Raw genomic sequence first — 18,522 nt, 5'->3', positions numbered from 1 at the left:
TTTTCGTTTTTTTATCCTAAAAGATGTTGATTTTTTATATTAAAAAATTATCTTTGCAAACTGAAAAAAGCATGTAATCGATACATTTCGGTTGATACTAATTCATAAACCTAAATAGCTATTTAATAAATACATAAGTAATGTCAAAAGTAATAGGAAAAGTTGCCCAAATCATTGGACCAGTAGTTGACGTAGTTTTCAACGGTAAGGATGTTGAACTTCCAAAAATTTATGATTCGTTAGAAATCACAAAAAAAGATGGTACTTTACTAGTACTTGAAGTACAATCTCACATCGGTGAAAATACAGTTCGTACTATTTCGATGGACTCAACAGATGGTTTGAGTAGAGGTTATGAAGTAGTTGGAACAGGAAATCCGATCCAAATGCCAGTTGGTGCAGACGTTTACGGTCGTTTATTCAACGTGATTGGTGATGCAATTGATGGTTTAGGAAACTTACCAAAAACAGGCGAAAACGGAATGTCAATTCACCGTCAAGCTCCACGTTTTGAAGATTTATCTACATCTTCTGAAGTTTTATTCACAGGTATTAAAGTAATTGATTTAATTGAGCCTTACTCAAAAGGGGGTAAAATTGGATTGTTCGGTGGTGCTGGTGTTGGTAAAACAGTATTAATTCAGGAATTGATTAACAATATTGCAAAAGGTCACGGTGGACTTTCAGTATTCGCAGGAGTAGGAGAAAGAACACGTGAAGGGAATGACTTACTTCGTGAGATGTTAGAGTCAGGAATTATAAAATATGGTGATGAATTCATGCACTCTATGGAAAATGGAGGATGGGATTTATCTAAAGTTGATATGCCAGGAATGAGAGAGTCTAAAGCTACTTTCGTTTTCGGACAAATGAATGAGCCACCAGGAGCTCGTGCTCGTGTAGCACTTTCTGGATTATCTATTGCTGAATATTTCCGTGATGGAGCAGGAAGCGATCAAGGTAAAGATGTATTGTTTTTCGTTGATAATATCTTCCGTTTTACACAAGCAGGTTCTGAGGTTTCGGCACTTTTAGGTCGTATGCCATCTGCAGTAGGTTACCAACCAACATTGGCAACTGAAATGGGAGCGATGCAAGAGCGTATCACATCTACAAATAAAGGATCTATTACATCTGTACAGGCGGTTTACGTTCCTGCAGATGATTTAACGGATCCAGCACCAGCTACAACTTTTGCTCACTTAGATGCTACAACAGTATTGTCTCGTAAAATTGCTGAGTTAGGTATTTATCCTGCAGTTGATCCATTGGATTCAACCTCAAGAATCCTTACTCCACAAATTTTAGGTGATGAGCATTATGACTGTGCTCAAAGAGTTAAAGAAATTTTACAAAAATACAAACAACTTCAAGATATCATTGCGATTCTTGGTATGGAAGAATTATCTGAAGAAGATAAATTATCTGTTTCAAGAGCACGTCGTGTACAACGTTTCTTATCACAACCTTTCCACGTTGCTGAGCAATTTACAGGATTAAAAGGTGTTTTAGTTGATATTAAAGATACTATCAAAGGATTTAATATGATTATTGATGGTGAATTAGATCACTTGCCAGAATCAGCTTTTAACCTTAAAGGTACTATCGAAGAAGCTATCGAAGCTGGAGAAAAAATGTTAGCAGAAGCATAAAAATAGTTATTAGTACTTAGTGTTCGGTTTACAACTGAACACTGAAAGCTGAACACTGAACACTAAAAAATTATGATTTTAGAAATAGTTTCACCAGAAGCAAAATTATTTTCAGCACAAGTAACATCCGTTACCTTACCTGGAGTTAATGGAAGTTTTCAAATTTTGAATAATCACGCACCAGTTGTTTCTATTTTAGAAAAAGGTGAAGTGAAAATTACAGCTTCTAGTTTTACTTTCGACAAAGAAGTAGCAGCTAAGTTCACAAAGTTGGATGATCAAAATTATACATTATCTATCAATTCAGGTACAATTGAAATGAAAGACAACAAAGTTATTGTTTTAGTTGACTAAAGTGATTTCGAATAAAAAACTTAAGCCTAGCGGAAACGTTAGGCTTTTTTTATTGCCCCATAATCCACTTCTTTTTCACTTCTATTTTATTCCCCTCCGCTGGAGGGGTGCCCGTAGGGTGGGGTGGCTTTTGTATTTCAGGCAATACTATCTTTATTTTTAAAAATTATAAATTATAAATTTACTTCCCAACAACAGCATCATAAGCGATTTTCAACTTGTTAATTACGATTTCAATCTCATCTTCATTTAGATGACCAAAACCAAATCGTATCGCGCAAGTGTTCTTATCTTGATAGAGAATAGTTTTTGGTAGCGATAAATCATTTTTATATGCTTCATCGGCTAATTGAACTAATGATATTTTTGGTTCGAATTCTAACCAAAGTGCTAATCCACCACTAGGTGTTTTCCATCGAACTGTTTCTTTAAAATAGTATTCTAGCATTTGCGACAAGTGATCACGCCTTTGCTTATAATTGATAATATTTTTTTTAATTAAACGATGAATTTCGCCTTCATGAATTAATTCAGAAAGCATTTGCTCTTGAATCACATCGCCCTGTTTGTCTAGCATTTGCAGGTAATTCTTAGCTTCTTGAATTAAAGTAGTTGGCGCAACTACAAAACCGGTTTGGAAACTAGGAAAAAAAGATTGTCCTAATTTCCCTAAGTAGATAACATTACCATTAGAGTCCGAACTTGCCATTGGTAACATTGCTGAACCTTCAAACTGAAAGTCATAATCGAAATCATCTTCTATAATGGCAAATTCATATTCTTTTGCTAATTCTAATAGTTCTAATCTTCGTTTTGCACTGAGCGTCCAAGTCGTTGGATAATGCCGGTGTGCACACACGTATACACAACGTATTGACTTTTTGCTGTACTGCTTTCTTATAAAGTCTATATCTAAACCATCTTCATCAATTGGAACAGTACGGATAGTTGCGCCAACTTGCTGAAAAATCATATTGGCTGCATAATTACTCCAGTTTCCAACCAAAACCACATCCTTAGGCTTTACTAAAAGCTGTGAAACGATGTATAAACTCATTTCTGTACTTCTAGTGCTCATTAAATTTTTAGGATCGATATGAAAGCCGCGAGTAGCATTCAAATAGTTACATAACTGCTTTTCATAAGTAGAGTAATTACTGTTTTCTATTTGATTCCATTTTGAAAGCACTGCTTTTCGTTTCATGGTAGCACTATACCACTTTGAAAATTGATGCGTTGGATGTAGTCTTAAATCTGGTTGCCCGTCATTAATCGTGTATTTGGTCTGCCTTTTTTCAACAGTAGAAGCTAAGTGAAAAGAGGACTTAAAATCAAATCCCGTTTTTTCGGTATATTCTTTATCTCGATTTTCAGGATAAGTAATAGCTTTAATTGAAGCTGTTTTTTGTTCTGGAACAATAACAAATGTTCCTTTGTTTGGTATGATTTCTACCCAACCTTGCGCTGCTAATTCGTCATATACGGCGACTACAGTATTCCTATGGATTTGTACTAATTGACTAAGAGATCGTGTTCCAGGCAAAGCAATTCCTTGAGTTAAATAACCGCGCTGTATAGCGTCTATAATTTGATGAGAAATTTGAATAAATACTGCTGTTGATGTATTTTTTTCAAATAGAATTATTTGTTTTAAGAGCGCTTCAACCGGACTATTCATAATTTAAAAGGTGGACTAGATTACTGGTCCGGAAAGTTACGACTTTTGCAGCGTTTTAAAAATGAACAATAAAATTAATTATGAAAAACACGATGGCATTGGCTTCTTTAGTACTTTTTACTTTAGCAGCAAAAGCACAGCAAACCCAGCAACAAACAGATTCACTAAAAGAAGTTATAGTGACTTCCTCAAGAATCGATTTACCTTTTGATAAAAATTCTAGAACTATTCAAATTGTTACTGCAAGTGACATAAAAAAATCAGGAGTAACAAATGTCGCTGATGCATTACAGCAAGTAGCCGGTGTTGACGTACGACGCCAAGGCGTTAACGGAATGCAAGCCGATTTATACATAAGAGGTGGAAGTTTTGACCAAACACTTTTGTTGATTGACGGTATTAAAGTAGATGATGCGCAAACAGGCCATCACACTCTAAACTTAGCTTTGCCTATCGAAGTGATAGAAAGAATCGAAATTATAAAAGGACCAGCGGCGCGTATTTTTGGTCAAAATGCATTTTCTGGAGCGGTAAATATTGTTACTAAAAATGCGCCTCAAAATACAGTGGTAACTAAGTTACAAACAGGTTCCTATGGACAATTTTTGGCAGAAGCCACAGGGTCAATTAATTTAGAGAATAGTAGTCACATTGTTCACTTTAGCAAGAATTTTTCTGAAGGCTACAGAGAAAATACAGATTTTGATAATGTAAACATATTTGTAAAAAGTCAGTTTAATAAAAATAAACTACCGATAAATTTAATTGCTAGTCATTCTGAAAAGAAATTTGGAGCGAATGGATTTTACGGAATTCCATCGGCAACAAGACAATACGAAGAAACGCAGGCTTCTTTAGTTGGCTTTTCAACCGTTATAGAAAAGGGAAATTTTACTTGGAAACCCAGAGTATATTGGAGAAGAAATCAAGATGAATATATATACGTTAGGGAAAATCCTTCTTCATATAGAAATTTACACTTGACTAATAAAGTAGCCGCAGAGTTGAACGGTTCTTATTCGTCCTCTATTGGTGTCACTGGTTTTGGTTTGGAATTCTCAAAGTATTTTATAAGTAGTAATCGTTTAGGTGATAATCAACGAGAAATTGCCACCCTATTTTTAGAGCATCGTTTTCAATTTATGGATGATAAATTCGATATTACGCCAGGAATTGCAGCGTCTTATTTTTCTGATTTTGATAACAAATTGTTTCCAGGAATTGATGGAGGATTTAAGATAAATGATGAAGTTCGCGTGTATGGAAATATTGGCTATACCTATCGCGTCCCAACGTATACTGATTTATATTATATAGGGCCACAAGCAGTAGGAAATCCAAATTTACAAGCTGAAGATGCATTAGCACAAGAAGTGGGAATGAGATGGAACACGAATCGTTTCAGACTTTCGTTAGTTGGTTTTAATAGAAATTCGCATAATTTGATTGACTACGTAAGGGTAAACAGTACAGATCTTGTTTTTTCTCCACAGAATATACAAGATGTGAATACAAAAGGATTTGAAATACAATTCGATTACAATTTTAAATTTAATAATCTAGATCAAAAAATTAATTTTGGTTACACTTTTAGTGATGATGAAATTAAGAAAACTGCTGCTGTCGAATCAAGATATTCAATCAATTCATTAATGCATCAAATGGTTGTTTCGTACCAAATGCAATGGTTCAAAAATTTTAGTAATTCGATTGCTTATCGCTATATGGAAAGAACTTCCGGGGTGAGTTATAATGTGGTTGATTTAAGTGCAGCTTATAAAATTCAAGAGCTAGAGCTTTCAGTTTATGCCAATAATATTTTTAATACTGAATATTCTGAAAGTAGCTTGATTCCAATGCCAAAAGGTAATTTTTTGTTTGGAGTGAAATATACCTTTAAATAGCGAAAGGCTTTTGCATTTAGCTTGTAAATACAGCAAAAAAATTACTCTACTAAAATCTTAAATCATTTTGACCTCAGTAAATCATAATTTTTTTGCCACAGATTTTAAAGATTAATAGGATTCAATTTGTGGTAATTAATTTAATCTGTGGTAGGTTTTTTTATACAGTTCAGCGTAGCGAGTCATGAATTTGAAAAAACAAATTATTAAAGACATCGCTTTGTTAATTCAAGGCAATGTCTTTTTTTATTATATTGAAATTACTTTCCACATTTTACAGCATTTAAATTATAATCGGAAATTTACGCATTCTCCAGCTCCTTTACCTTCTGATAAATCAAATTATTTTCCCAGCCTTTTCGAAGAAAATAATCGCAGAATTTCTTTCGTTTTTTCAAAACATTTTTCTCAACGATAGTTTGCCAATGCTTCTCTGTTAATTCGTCAAACATTTCGAAATATTCTATATCATTAATTTCTTTTAAAGCGATTTTTATTAGTGTCGCAGAAATTTTTCTAAATTTTAATTCATTTACAATTCTGATTTTTCCCCAATGCTTAATTCGGTGTTTTCCTCTGGCATAAGTACAAGCAAAACGTTCTTCATTTAGGAAGTTATCAGCAATCAGTTGGACTATAATAGTATCAATTTCATCAGCATCCATTTTCATAGTTCGTAATTTCTGAACTACTTCCTCATGACAGCGATCTTGGTAAGCACAGTAATGTTCTAATTTTTGTGTGGCTTGTTTTATGGTGAAAAAGTCTTTCATTTTGCTGGTTTAATGTAGGTAGAAATTTACGACTTTATTGCTAAAGTATAAAGGGTTAATATTTTAAAAAAAATCTAATTATTTAATCGAAACTTTTTCAGCATATCGAATTTTTCAAATAGTTAGTAATTAGTTTTAAAATAAGTTAGAAAAGTGTGTTTAAACAGACATTTATACTAATCATCGATTTTGTTTAAAATTGTTATTTTTTTTGTTAAATATTGTGTTTAAATATAAATTTTCACCTTAATTACTATTAAAAATAATTGATAGTTATAATGTCTACTGTTTTTGCAAACATAAAACTTCTGCAATGAAAAAAAATTACATACCATTTAAAAACACGTACATTTTATTAGCTATTTTGATTTCTTCTCTTTGTATTGGGCAAACTACTTATTATTCTAGAGCTTCTGGAATATGGAATGATACGAACACGTGGTCTTTAGCTAATGGTTGTGTTACAGCATAATCTATTCCTGGAGTGAGTGATAATGTTGTTATCGTTACAGGTACAACATTGACATTAACTTTTGACGCAAGTATAATTAATTTTGAAATAAAAGCAAATTCAGGTAAAATAGAACTTAATTTAGGTACTACTCTAACGGTTGCGGGAACTTTTTTGAATCTTGGCACAGGAGTTAATGGGGTAAACGGGCCTGGCAATATACTTTTTACAGGAACGACTAATTTAAATCGGCTTTCAAGCACGGGGATTAGACCTAACGTTTTGATAGGAAATGGCTTTAGTGCAAACACAGTCACTAATTCTGGCTCAACTGTAATGGCTGATTTGACGGTAAATTCAAATGCAATTTTTAAAAATAATAGTAAGACAGTCGGGATAAGCGGAAATTTATTAGTGAATGGAAAGTTGATCAGTTCTAGTACTAAAGCTTTTACTTTTAGCGGAGCGGGCAAAACGATTGGTGGTACTACTCCTTCTATTACTATTTATAACTGGACAATCACTGGCAGTTATACAAATAATATTGATTTTTTTGCTGTAACAAATAACCTTTCTGGTGCTACTGGTTCTTTAACTAATGGTGCAAATAAAACGCTTACTGTTGGAAAAAATTCAGGAATTGCTACAATTGATGGAAATGCGATAGGTAATACAGTAATTTATAATCGCTTAGGATTAGGATTTGGAGGGCAAAATTGTAAAGCTACGAATTATTATAATCTAACGCTTTCTGGATCTGTAAGTAAGAATTTCTCTGCTTCACCTGTAATATATGGCATTCTTTCGATGGAAGGGATTTTTACAGTAGCTATAATACCAACATATGGCCCTAATGCTAAACTACAGTATAAGAGAGAATTGCCTCAGATAAGCGGAGCTGAGTGGATTCCGGTATTTGAAGCGAAGGGAGGCATAAGTATTATTAATTCGGGAATTATTACTATTAATAGCGACAAAGCTCTTGGTATATCCGTATCGCTTTCTATCGTTAATGATAGTGGAGGTGGCTTAGATAATGGTGGTTTCAATATTTCCGGAGGTAGCGTTTTTGCTTTAGCTAATGATGCTAACTTGTATTTAAGCGGCAATAGTACATTTCCTTCAAGTTTTGCTCTTAATACTTTAGCGCTAGAAAGTACTGTAGATTATAGAGGTATGGAACAAACTGTGGCGGTTCAGAATTACGGAAACTTATCTTTAAGCAATTCAGGAAAAAAAACATTTGTTGGTGCAACAAGTATATTGGGCGAATTAGCTTTAAAAGGTAATGTTAAAGCTATTCTTTCTAATGGTTCAACTTCAAATTCGCATACGCTTACATTTAATAGCATATTGCAAACTTCAACTTCTTGGAGAGGAACGTTAGCAAATAATGCAACGATTCAGAGAGCTGATTGGTTTGGTGAAACCACAACTGGAATTCTAAACGTAAATTTAGCGTGCACAATTGGAACATGGCTGGGTCAAAGTAATGAAGATTGGCAAAATACTAATAAATGGTGCTTAGGACAAATACCTTTAGCCAGCACTAATGTTATAATAGATCAAACTCCCAATATACCGAAAGTAGGTTCAGAAGGGGCTGTTTGTCGTAATATTACCATTTCCTTAGGATCATCGTTAATCAGAAATGGCACATTAAAAGTTAGCGGGAACTGGATCAATAATGTTACATTGAGCTCTACAGGCACAATTGATTTGAATGGCAATGGTCTCCAGTCTATTGGTGGTATAGGAGTAAATGAATTTAATAATTTGACTATTTCAAATAGAGATGCTTCAGTAAAAGCCACTTCTACAATTGCTGTAAAAGGAGTTTTAAATAATGAATATGCTACGTCGGTGCTTGATATGAGTAATTATATTTTAAGTGGCACGTTTTCTAATATTGGTTTAGGACAAATAAAAACAGCAAATATATCATCTACTCCTATTCCATCTGGAAAAAATTGGACAAATTTAATTGTTTATAACGCACTAACTGGAGGTCAAAAAGTTGTGCCAGGTGTTTATGAGTCATTGTCTCTTGAAAACGCGTCAGGAGTTCAAACAGCCTTTGGCAATATATTGATTAATGATAAATTGTATATTGCTAATGGCAATACTATTTTTAAAATGAATGGTTTCAATTTAAATGTTAGTACTTTTAATATTACTGCTCCAGAGGCAGTGATAGACATGGGAGTTGGTACTTTGGTCTACACAACGATCAGTAGTATGGATGGAATTATTCGGTTTTCAGGTACGTCAAATGGAAAAGCTGTACCATCTGGAACCGTTGAATATAACGGTTCAGGAAAAACTGTTGCTGGAGGTACTTATAATGATTTAATCTTTTCAGGAAATGGCGGGTATAGCGTTTATACCAATGTTATAGTTAATAATGAACTTTCAATAAAGAAAGGAACGGTAACAGTAAATAGTGGAGTTGTAGTAACAGTTGATAACAATATTACAGTAAATAATTTAAATGGCTCCTTCATATTTGAAAATAATGCAAGTTTAGTGCAAGTAGACGACGACGCAGTAAATGAGGGAGATATATCTTATAAAAGAAATACTGCTCCAGTAAAACGGTATGATTTCACCTATTGGTCATCACCAGTATTAGAGCAAACATTAAAGCTTTCATCACCAGATACATTAAGTGATAAATATTATAGCTACAATCCAAATAGTAATAAATATGAAATTTATTATAGAGGAAATTTTACAATGGTGAAAGGAGATGGTTATTTGGTTAGAGCACCGCAATCTTATGATATTGATGTAGCTAAAGTTGATACTGCTCCAACATTTATAGGAGTTCCGAACAATGGTGTAATAAATAAAATTTTAACTGGGAATACATTATACTTACTAGGTAATCCCTATCCATCAGCGTTAGATGCAAATACATTTCTTGATGTAAATTCAAAAAAGTTACAAGGGACTCTCTACTTTTGGACTCATAATTCTAAGCCAAATAAAGCTGTTGCTGGAGATGCTATTTATAATTACACGTCTAACGATTATGCTGCTTATAATAGGAGCGGAGGTGTGGCTACTTACGCATCGTCAGCAGGTGGTGTTGCTCCATCAGGGAAAATTGCTTCTGGACAAGGATTTTTTGCTTATGCTAGTTTCGCAGGAGGAAATTTAGTTTTTGATAATAGTATGCGATTTGGTGTAGGGGGAATACCAGGTAATAATTCTCAGTTTTATAGATTCAACGCAAACATTAGTAGGGAAACAAAAGCTGATAATAACCGTGTTTGGTTAAACCTGTCAAATGATCAAGGCGCTTTCAAGCAAACTTTAGTCGGTTATATTACTGACGCAACAAATGATTATGATAATGCTTTTGACGGTGGAACTTTTAATGGAAATGAATTTATAGATTTTTACAGTATTAATAATGATAAGAATTTAGTGATTCAAGGTCGCGCTATACCATTTGATAAAACTGATATTGTACCATTAGGAAACAAATCTAAATTTGGTGGTGTTTATAATATTTCTACTGATCAAAAAGATGGATTATTCGAAACTCAAAATATTTATCTTGAAGATAAAATGTTAGATGTAGTGCATAACTTGAACCAATCTTCATACTCTTTTACAACTCAAATAGGAACTTTCGATAAACGTTTTGCTCTGCGCTATAAAGATAAAACACTAGGAAATACTACATTCGATAGTGAAGATAGTCAACTTGTGATATCAAAGAATAAAAGAATATTAAAAATTAAATCTGAAGTTGAAACTATAATAAGCGTTACTGTATTCGATCTTCAAGGTAGAAAAGTATATCAAAATAGTGATTTACACACGACTACGTTTACTTCTTCTAGTATCAGTTTAGTTAACCAAATAGCTATCGTAAAAGTGACATTACAAAGTGGCAAAGTCATTTCTAAGAAAATTAATTACTAGTAATAGGTGGATGAATTATCGTTGGAAAACTTAAAAATTAAATTTCTATTAAACCACTGTTTTCAGTATTTAATTAGCACGTTACGCTTGATTTTAAGCGAGAAAATTAAGAAAGTTAATTATACTTTAACGCTGTGTTTATCAGATTTATAACGGGTATCCCAAACTAACATTAAAATAAATGTAACGATTACCGCTGAACTAAATCCTTCAAACAATAAAGAAATAGAATAAGTCATGATCGATGGTTCGCCACCGAAAAGGAAAGTTTTAGATAACGTTCCAATGTAATCGGTTCCTCCTTTTATATAACTATAAACAACTAATGCTACGACACTAAGAAAAACTCCTACTAATGCTGTTGACAGCGCAGAAATTCCATTTGTTCCTAAGCCCTTTTTTCCTTCTAAGAAATTAGATTTTAAAGTTCTATTAGTCCCGTAAAAAATAAACAGCACGTTGAATACACGGAGTAAATATATATCCGCTAAACCTAAAAGCTCCATGATTAGGAAATAGATTCCAATTCCAATTACTATAATCAATCCGTTAACTAATTCTCTAGGTATTTTCATGATGCAGCTTTTAAAATTATAAGTAGTTGAATAATAATGCAATAATTTCAAAGCTACAACAAAAAGTTGCGCATCCTGAGTAATAAAATTATTTTAAGACTTATTTATAAATTGTTTAAACAGCTAAGCGCTTCTTTTTTATCGGTCTCAAGCTGTGTTTTAAGGGCATCAACTGATGAGAATTTTTGTTCAGAACGAATGCGCTTCAAAATAGATACTCGAACATTTTGATGGTATAAGTCGGCATTAAAATCAAAATAATGTACTTCAATTGATCGGTTTTCGCCATTAACGGTAGGGTTAAAACCAATGTTCATCATTCCAAATATTACTTTATCTACAATGATACTCTTTACGATATAGACTCCATTTTGCGGAATCAATTTATAGTTTTCTTTTACTTCAATATTTGCTGTTGGAAAATCAATGGTCCTTCCTAGTTGTTTGCCTTGGACAACGTTACCAGTAAGAAAATATTCGTACCCTAAATAATCATTTGCTAAAGTCATATTTCCTTCGACTAAAGCTTGTCTAATCTTAGTTGAGCTCACTGAAATTTCATTAATTTCCTGAACTGATATTTGTTCTACTTCAAAATTATATTGCTCACCGTAGGCGATGAGGTCATCTATGTTTGCAGTGCGATTTCTACCGAAGCGATGATCATGTCCAATAATTATTTTGTGGATATCAAATCGATCTACAAGTACAGTTTTGACGAATTCTTCCGCGGTTAATCTTGAGAACATTTCATCAAACGGATGAATGACTAAATTCTCAAGTCCGATTTCGTCTAACAAATATATTTTCTCGTCAATTGTATTAAGTAATTCAATGTCACAGTCCTCTTGCAAAACCATTCGAGGATGAGGGAAAAAGGTCAAAACTAAACTCTCGTACTTTTCGTTGTCAGTGTTTTGGATTACTCTTTCTAGTATTTTTTTATGACCAATATGAACACCGTCAAATGTGCCTAATGTTATAATAGTTTTTTTAGTAGAACTGAAATCGTTTATAGAATGAAAAATCTTCAAAGCAAGGGTTTTATGATGGTGCAAATTTAATGTATACAATTGATATAATTAAAAAAGGACTGAAAACTTCAGCCCTTTTTAGATGACATAACAGAAATTTTTACTTTTTAATGAATCGAATTGTAGTTGTTCGTACATCGTTTTTGAATAATTTCAATAAATAGATGCCTTGAGATAGATTCGTAACATTTATTTGTTGATTTTCTGCTGTATTCAATTTTTTAGATTCTATTATTTGGCCTGATAAATTGAAAATAGTGTAGGAGTTAGGGATTTCCAATTTATTTTCTGTAATAATTTTTAGAACTGATTGTGCTGGGTTCGGATAGACGATGGAATTGCGTAAATTACTATCTTCATTTTTTGAAACTGATCCTATATGAAAACTTGTTGATTTCTCAGATTCAAAACGTAGGTTTGATACTATTGTGTCTTCCGTAGCGGTTTTTAAGTTATAAAAACCAATACCATTTTCACAGCAAATTCCGTCGTCCGCAGAGTCAAAAATTTTAAAGGTGTAGCATTCATCATTTGGAAGGTTAAAAACCTTAGTAATTACAGCAGGTAAAGTGGTTGTATCATTGTACGGACCGCCTTCATATACTATAGTTCCAGCTGAATTAGTTAATTGCCATTCAGTCTCAGAACCATATTCGTCTAACTGCAAAGTTAAAGTGACTGTGTTACTAGAGTAACTTTTTATAAGATCAAAATCGATAGAACTTACATTGTTTTTTATATTTTGATCTGTTGTTGAATTTACATTGTTTATTTCTATTTTAAAATTACGTTTACCTCCACTTCCTGTTATGGCATCCAATGTGATTTCTGCTGACGCACTATTAGAAAGATTGCCTGTCCAAGTGATTGTTCTCACGTTCACATTATCTACGCTGTAGGTAATAGTAGCAGAGGTTAAAATTGCAGATCCTTTATTTGTTAATTTAACAGTAGGACTAAATGTGGTAGTACAGGAATTTAAATTTAAACTTACAATAGATATAGCACCATCATTAACATAAATAAATCCAGGTTCTAGAGCGTCAGAAGTTTTTAGTGCGACTCTTCGTGGTGAATTATTCATAACAGTGATCATACGTAATTTTTGATCATTTGTGAATATATTCATGCACGCATCATTAGTATAATCCATATAGTTTTGAATCATATCGTTGCCTGGTGATGCTGGACAAGAATCAACATTTTCTGGACATCCTTCATTTTCTTTCGCTGTATTAGGAGTGTCATTACAAAAATCATCTACTGAGCATCCACTTGATGAATCTCCGTCACCCCAAATATGTCTTAAACCAAGCCAGTGTCCTACTTCATGTGTTGTTGTTCTTCCCTTGTCAAATACTGGAAAGTAAGTTCCGCCAGGGAAATAAGTAGTTGATCCAAAAAATTTGTATCCTATTACTACTCCATCTGTAAGTGCTGATCCCTCATTAGAATTTAGTCCAGTTAGTCCAGACTGACTTGGAAACTGAGCGTATCCAAGGAGCTCCGTATTTGCAAATTTAACTACCCATATATTTAAATATTTTTCAGGATCCCATTGCGTTTGCGGTTTAACAAAATTATCTATGTCTTCTGTTGACCAATTTCCTTGTAACAAATTGACACGATTTATTCCGTTAGATGTTACTCCTGCCGGATCTCTTTTTGCCAAAACAAATTCAATTTCTACATCGGCGCCAACTGGATTCGTATTAAAGCCAGGTGTGTTAAGTTTTCTTCTAAAATCCTCATTTAGTACTTGAATCTGACTTTGCACTTGGCCATTGCTAATATTTTCGTCAGTTCCTATTAAGTCTCCACTATGAATAACGTGCACTACTACCGGTATGGTGATAATAGCATTAGTTCGCTGTGTTTTTGAAGCGTTCAAATTCTTCTTTTTTTCTAAAACAATCTTTGGAGCAATCCACTTTTCAAATTGATTAATTGAAGGTCGGTTGCTGTTTTTTGATTTTAAATACTCTTCATATTCAGTTGTAGCACATCGAATAACTGATCCATTATTTATTAATTTTTTCTTACCAAAAAGCTCGACCTTTTGCATATTATTTACTTGCGCAACACTATGGTTAGCCATAAAAGCAAGACATAATAATAATAGAAAAGTAATTTTTTTCATAGTTTTATTTTTTCAACGTAATACGTAAATTTTAAAACCTTAATCGCACTTTATTTACAAATTCTTTATTTGTAAAAAAGTTACCATTGTTTAAAATTAGAGCTTTTTTTGTCTGATTACGGTAGTTATCTTTTTATTTTCCGTTGAATGCAGTCATAGTGTTTTCTAAACCTGCTGTTCCAAAAGATTTTATGATTTCAGAAGCCATTTCTAGTCGTTCAGGAAGCGCAACTTTTTCAGCATCGTCCCAGTCTCCAAGCACGTAATCTACTTGTTTTCCTTTTTTAAATTCATCGCTTATACCAAAACGGAATCGGGCATAGTTTTGAGTGTTCAAAACCAAATTAATATTTTTTAATCCGTTGTGACCGCCATCACTACCTTTAGGACGAATTCTTATACTTCCAAACGACAGATTTAAATCATCAGTAATAACAAAGATGTTTTCTAATGCTATTTTTTCTTTCTCCATCCAATATTGAACTGCTTTTCCGCTGAGGTTCATATAGGTGTTCGGCTTTAATAATAAAAAAGTCCTTCCTTTGAATTTGTATTCAGCTAATGCGCCTAATTTTACAGTTTCAAAAGAAACGCCTTCTTTACGAGCTAAAAAATCTACTATTTTAAAGCCGATGTTGTGGCGTGTATTGACATATTCTGCACCTATATTGCCAAGTCCTACTATTAAAAATTTCTTCATTTCAGGGTTATTATCTTCTGTTTTTGTTGATAAAAACAGTTTTTTGATCCATTTTATCATATTGCAAAAGTAAACTTAATTGGATAATTTCTAATAAATGTTTGGTTTATAATTTCTCGGTTCATTTGATGTACAATTAAAATTTGAGCACGGATTTTTTACGGAAGTAAATTGTGTAAAGTAGCCCCGATTGCAATGAAAATCCTTTTTGTGAGCGTACCAGGCGCGCAAAAAGATTGTAATGTAAAGCGGGACAATTATTGTACTGAAAATAAAAACGATTGCTCCTAATTATATAAAAAAGGAATAAAACAAAAAAAGCACCAGTTTTACAACTGATGCTTTTAAATATTCTTGAAAAAATATTATTTTTTCTTTCCTTTTACTGGAGCTTTTGCTGCTTTTGCTGCTTCTTGAGCTGCTTTCATCGCTGCACGAGAAATCTTCACTTGACAGATAACAGTGTTGTCTGGGTGCATGATTTTGTAGTCAGGAGAAGCTACTTTAGTAACATATAATTTGTTACCCATGTCTAATGGAGTAATATCAGCTTCGATAAAATCTGGAAGATTTTTAGGTAAAGCTTTTACTTTAAGTTTACGTGTGTTCAAACGTAAATCTCCACCAGCCATAACTCCTTTTGATTTTCCAACAATTTTCACTGGAACTTCAATAGTGATTTCTTTGTCATCAAATAATTGGAAAAAGTCAATGTGTAGAATTTTGTCAGATACCGGGTGAACCTGGATGTCTTGTAAAACTGCATTGAATGATTTTCCGTTTCCAAGATCGATCTCAACTGTGTGAGCGTTTGGGGTGTAAACCAAGCTTCTGAAAGCCATAACTTCTGCTGAGAAATGAACTGCCTGATTTCCTCCGTATAAAACGCAAGGAACCAATCCAGCATTACGTAGGGCTTTAGTCGCAACTTTACCCACGCTTTCTCTTTCTGATCCTTTAATTGTAATCGATTTCATTGTAAATTTATTATAGTTATTAATATTATACTTTTTATATAGACAATAAGTAGTAGTAGTAGATTAACAGTATTGCATTATCTAAAAACTCTACTATTTGTTTGTCTATCTACGAGAAGTTTCTAATTTACATTATAAACTTTCCGCTTATTGAATTGTTATGGTGAACCATGTGCATTACTTCAGCAAAAAGTGGTGCGCAACTCAATACTCTAATTTTCTTTGACTCTTTCTTTAAAGGAATAGAATCAGTAACAATTAATTCTAACAATTTAGAATTTTCTATTTTCTCGTAAGCATCTCCTGATAAAATGGCATGCGTACATATTGCTCTTACACTTAATGCTCCTTTTTCTATCATTAAATCAGCGGCTTTCGCCAAAGTGCCTCCGGTATCAATCATGTCATCAACTAAGATTACATTTTTACCTTTAACGTCACCAATCAATTCCATGGTGTCGATAATATTAGCTTCTTTTCTTTGTTTGTAACAAATAACTACGTCTGACTCTAAGAATTTAGAATACGCATAAGCTCTTTTAGAACCTCCCATGTCTGGAGAGGCAATTGTTAAATTGTCTAATCCTAAGCTTTTTACATATGGTAAAAAGATAGTGGATGCAAAAAGATGATCTACTGGTTTCTCAAAGAAACCTTGAATTTGATCAGCATGCAAATCCATAGTCATTACTCTTGTTGCTCCAGCAGCATCTAATAAATTAGCTACTAGCTTAGCTCCAATCGGAACTCTTGGTTTGTCTTTTCTATCTTGTCTTGCCCAACCAAAATAAGGAATTACTGCTGTTATATGTCTTGCTGATGCACGCTTTGCGGCGTCAATCATTAATAACAATTCCATCAAATTATCTGCTGATGGGAATGTGGAACAAACAATAAAAACGCGTAACCCTCTGATTGACTCTTCATAAGAAGGCTGGAATTCACCGTCGCTGTACTTTGACGTTGTGATTTTCCCTAATGGGATTCCGTATTCTTTCGCTATTTTTTCAGCTAGATAGACACTTTGCGAACAAGCAAAAATTTTAGCTTCCGGTTCTAGGTGTGACATTTAATTTGTTGTTTTGTAGTTAGTTGTGTATTTCGTTTTTAACGAGGTGCAAATTTATAAAATTTATTTAACTCTGAAAGGAAATAATTAAGTATTTTTAGTTGAACATTTAATATTATTTTTTACATTTGCAGCGTGTTAAAGGAATTGATGGTTGATTTAAACACAATCACATCTTTTATTGCGTTGAAATGACTGTTGTTATTTCATGTCTGCTAAGCCCGGATGGCGGAATTGGTAGACGCGCTGGTCTCAAACACCTGTGGGAAACCGTGCCGGTTCGACTCCGGCTCCGGGTACAAAAACCGCTTCGAAAGAAGCGGTTTTTTTGATTTTATGCCTCTCTGATTCCTTGTCGTAATGAATCTAAAATATTGAAACTTAATTTATAAAATTTTATCATTTTCTACGATAAAATTTCCTCTAGCCAGTAAGTTTGTCCATTAACTATTTGCTAAAACAACTTTATAAAACGAGTGATTAAATCCTTTTTTTTGAATTAAAATTACAAATTCACACAAAAAAAAGCCTCTGAATTATCAAAGGCTTTCTATATTTTATAAATTTTTCTAATTGTTAGCTACACTATCTTTTTTCCATGTTTTAACTGCAGCTATTTTACTTTGTGAATAATCCACTTCATGTAGTACTTCATTATTCCAGAAGAACCATTTTCCAACTTTTTCTCCACCTTTATAGGTAGCAACAGCTGTTTTGGCGCCATTTATATCGTATGAAGTCCAAATTCCTTCTAATTTTCCATTTTTATAGAAACCTTCTTGCTGTGTTTTTCCATTATCAAAATAATACGTAGTTTTTACTAAATCACCAACAGCTTCTAGTTTGACGTTGTTATCTTGAGCAAAAGCAATTCCTGATAGTAGTAGAGCGGTCATTATTATGTATTTTTTCATAGCAGTGTGTTTTTAGATTTCTTACCAAATTTATAAAAGCATTTACATTAAAAAAACTTTAGCTTAACAATTTAGTAACATTGAGTGAAAGCTTAACATTGGGATTTAATTGCATTAAAGATTACGTTATTAAATACTTACGATTAATGTCTGTAATCAAATAATATTTTTTTATCGTTTCAAGCATCTTTTTAGCTATTATCACTAGTAAGGAAAGTTGTTCCATGCAAATCGGATCGTCATTATGTATTGAATAGAGAAATCACCCTTAATATTGTTGGTGTGGCATTACAAGTTTCCTGTAGTAGAAATTATATTTGAAATTAGCTTTAAGTAATTTTCATTAATAGTCTTTTACTATTTTC

The 18,522-nt window shown here is 33.1% G+C and carries 14 protein-coding genes and 1 tRNA gene; 6 read left to right on the top strand and 9 right to left on the bottom strand.

Going from position 1 to position 18,522, the window contains the following annotated elements; genetic code table 11:
• The first annotated feature begins 140 nt into the window (after nt 1–140).
• Together atpD and BC961_RS04135 are read left to right on the top strand one after the other, a co-directional pair.
• Nucleotides 141–1,652, top strand: coding sequence for a F0F1 ATP synthase subunit beta (gene atpD, locus BC961_RS04140; RefSeq protein WP_121924601.1), 1,512 nt, complete (start codon nt 141–143; stop codon nt 1,650–1,652).
• Between the two features lie 72 nt (nt 1,653–1,724).
• A complete protein-coding gene (locus BC961_RS04135; protein ID WP_121924600.1) occupies nt 1,725–2,006 on the top strand; it encodes a FoF1 ATP synthase subunit delta/epsilon in 282 nt (93 codons plus the stop codon).
• Nucleotides 2,007–2,187: 181 nt separating this feature from the next.
• On the opposite strand, the gene BC961_RS04130 is transcribed toward BC961_RS04135, so the two are convergent.
• Nucleotides 2,188–3,684 (bottom strand): aminotransferase-like domain-containing protein, encoded by a 1,497-nt coding sequence (locus tag BC961_RS04130; RefSeq protein ID WP_211331304.1) that lies wholly within the window; start codon nt 3,682–3,684, stop codon nt 2,188–2,190.
• A gap of 80 nt (nt 3,685–3,764) precedes the next feature.
• Between BC961_RS04130 and BC961_RS04125 the strand changes: the two genes are divergently transcribed.
• Nucleotides 3,765–5,588 (top strand): TonB-dependent receptor plug domain-containing protein, encoded by a 1,824-nt coding sequence (locus BC961_RS04125; RefSeq protein ID WP_121924598.1) that lies wholly within the window; start codon nt 3,765–3,767, stop codon nt 5,586–5,588.
• A 302-nt stretch (nt 5,589–5,890) separates the two neighbouring features.
• On the opposite strand, the gene BC961_RS04120 is transcribed toward BC961_RS04125, so the two are convergent.
• The gene (locus BC961_RS04120; RefSeq protein ID WP_121924597.1) at nt 5,891–6,361 is read right to left on the bottom strand and encodes a regulatory protein RecX; all 471 of its coding nucleotides are present in this window, start codon (nt 6,359–6,361) and stop codon (nt 5,891–5,893) included.
• 313 nt (nt 6,362–6,674) lie between these two features.
• Here BC961_RS04120 and BC961_RS14685 point away from each other — a divergent pair, with 313 nt between their 5' ends.
• The gene (locus BC961_RS14685) at nt 6,675–6,833 is read left to right on the top strand and encodes a hypothetical protein (RefSeq protein WP_170151284.1); all 159 of its coding nucleotides are present in this window, start codon (nt 6,675–6,677) and stop codon (nt 6,831–6,833) included.
• Nucleotides 6,834–6,845: 12 nt separating this feature from the next.
• Nucleotides 6,846–10,748 (top strand): T9SS sorting signal type C domain-containing protein, encoded by a 3,903-nt coding sequence (locus tag BC961_RS04115; RefSeq protein ID WP_121924596.1) that lies wholly within the window; start codon nt 6,846–6,848, stop codon nt 10,746–10,748.
• A gap of 119 nt (nt 10,749–10,867) precedes the next feature.
• Here the strand turns inward: BC961_RS04115 and BC961_RS04110 are convergent, their stop codons facing one another.
• The 6 genes from BC961_RS04110 to BC961_RS04085 form a co-directional block, all read right to left on the bottom strand.
• Nucleotides 10,868–11,323 carry a hypothetical protein gene (locus tag BC961_RS04110; protein WP_121924595.1) on the bottom strand — a complete coding sequence of 152 codons (456 nt, stop codon included), beginning with the start codon at nt 11,321–11,323 and terminating at the stop codon, nt 10,868–10,870.
• 104 nt (nt 11,324–11,427) lie between these two features.
• Entirely contained in the window at nt 11,428–12,357 is a 930-nt protein-coding gene (locus tag BC961_RS04105; RefSeq protein WP_121924594.1) for a bifunctional riboflavin kinase/FAD synthetase, read from the bottom strand.
• 100 nt (nt 12,358–12,457) lie between these two features.
• Nucleotides 12,458–14,497 carry a M43 family zinc metalloprotease gene (locus tag BC961_RS04100; protein ID WP_121924593.1) on the bottom strand — a complete coding sequence of 680 codons (2,040 nt, stop codon included), beginning with the start codon at nt 14,495–14,497 and terminating at the stop codon, nt 12,458–12,460.
• 133 nt (nt 14,498–14,630) lie between these two features.
• Nucleotides 14,631–15,257, bottom strand: coding sequence for an aminoacyl-tRNA hydrolase (gene pth, locus BC961_RS04095; RefSeq protein ID WP_121924592.1), 627 nt, complete (start codon nt 15,255–15,257; stop codon nt 14,631–14,633).
• Nucleotides 15,258–15,562: 305 nt separating this feature from the next.
• Nucleotides 15,563–16,174, bottom strand: coding sequence for a 50S ribosomal protein L25/general stress protein Ctc (locus BC961_RS04090; RefSeq protein WP_121924591.1), 612 nt, complete (start codon nt 16,172–16,174; stop codon nt 15,563–15,565).
• Between the two features lie 127 nt (nt 16,175–16,301).
• Entirely contained in the window at nt 16,302–17,243 is a 942-nt protein-coding gene (locus BC961_RS04085) for a ribose-phosphate pyrophosphokinase (protein WP_121924590.1), read from the bottom strand.
• 219 nt (nt 17,244–17,462) lie between these two features.
• Between BC961_RS04085 and BC961_RS04080 the strand changes: the two genes are divergently transcribed.
• Nucleotides 17,463–17,542: transfer RNA gene (locus BC961_RS04080), tRNA-Leu, on the top strand.
• A 270-nt stretch (nt 17,543–17,812) separates the two neighbouring features.
• Here the strand turns inward: BC961_RS04080 and BC961_RS04075 are convergent.
• Nucleotides 17,813–18,157: a toxin-antitoxin system YwqK family antitoxin gene (locus tag BC961_RS04075; protein WP_121924589.1), complete on the bottom strand. Its 345-nt coding sequence runs from the start codon at nt 18,155–18,157 to the stop codon at nt 17,813–17,815.
• Between the last annotated feature and the right edge of the window lie 365 nt (nt 18,158–18,522).

It is taken from the genome of Flavobacterium weaverense (assembly GCF_003688495.1).
Classification (GTDB): domain Bacteria; phylum Bacteroidota; class Bacteroidia; order Flavobacteriales; family Flavobacteriaceae; genus Flavobacterium; species Flavobacterium weaverense.
The sequence above is the reverse complement of the archived record's forward strand: the minus strand, read 5'-3'. Positions and strand labels throughout refer to the sequence as shown.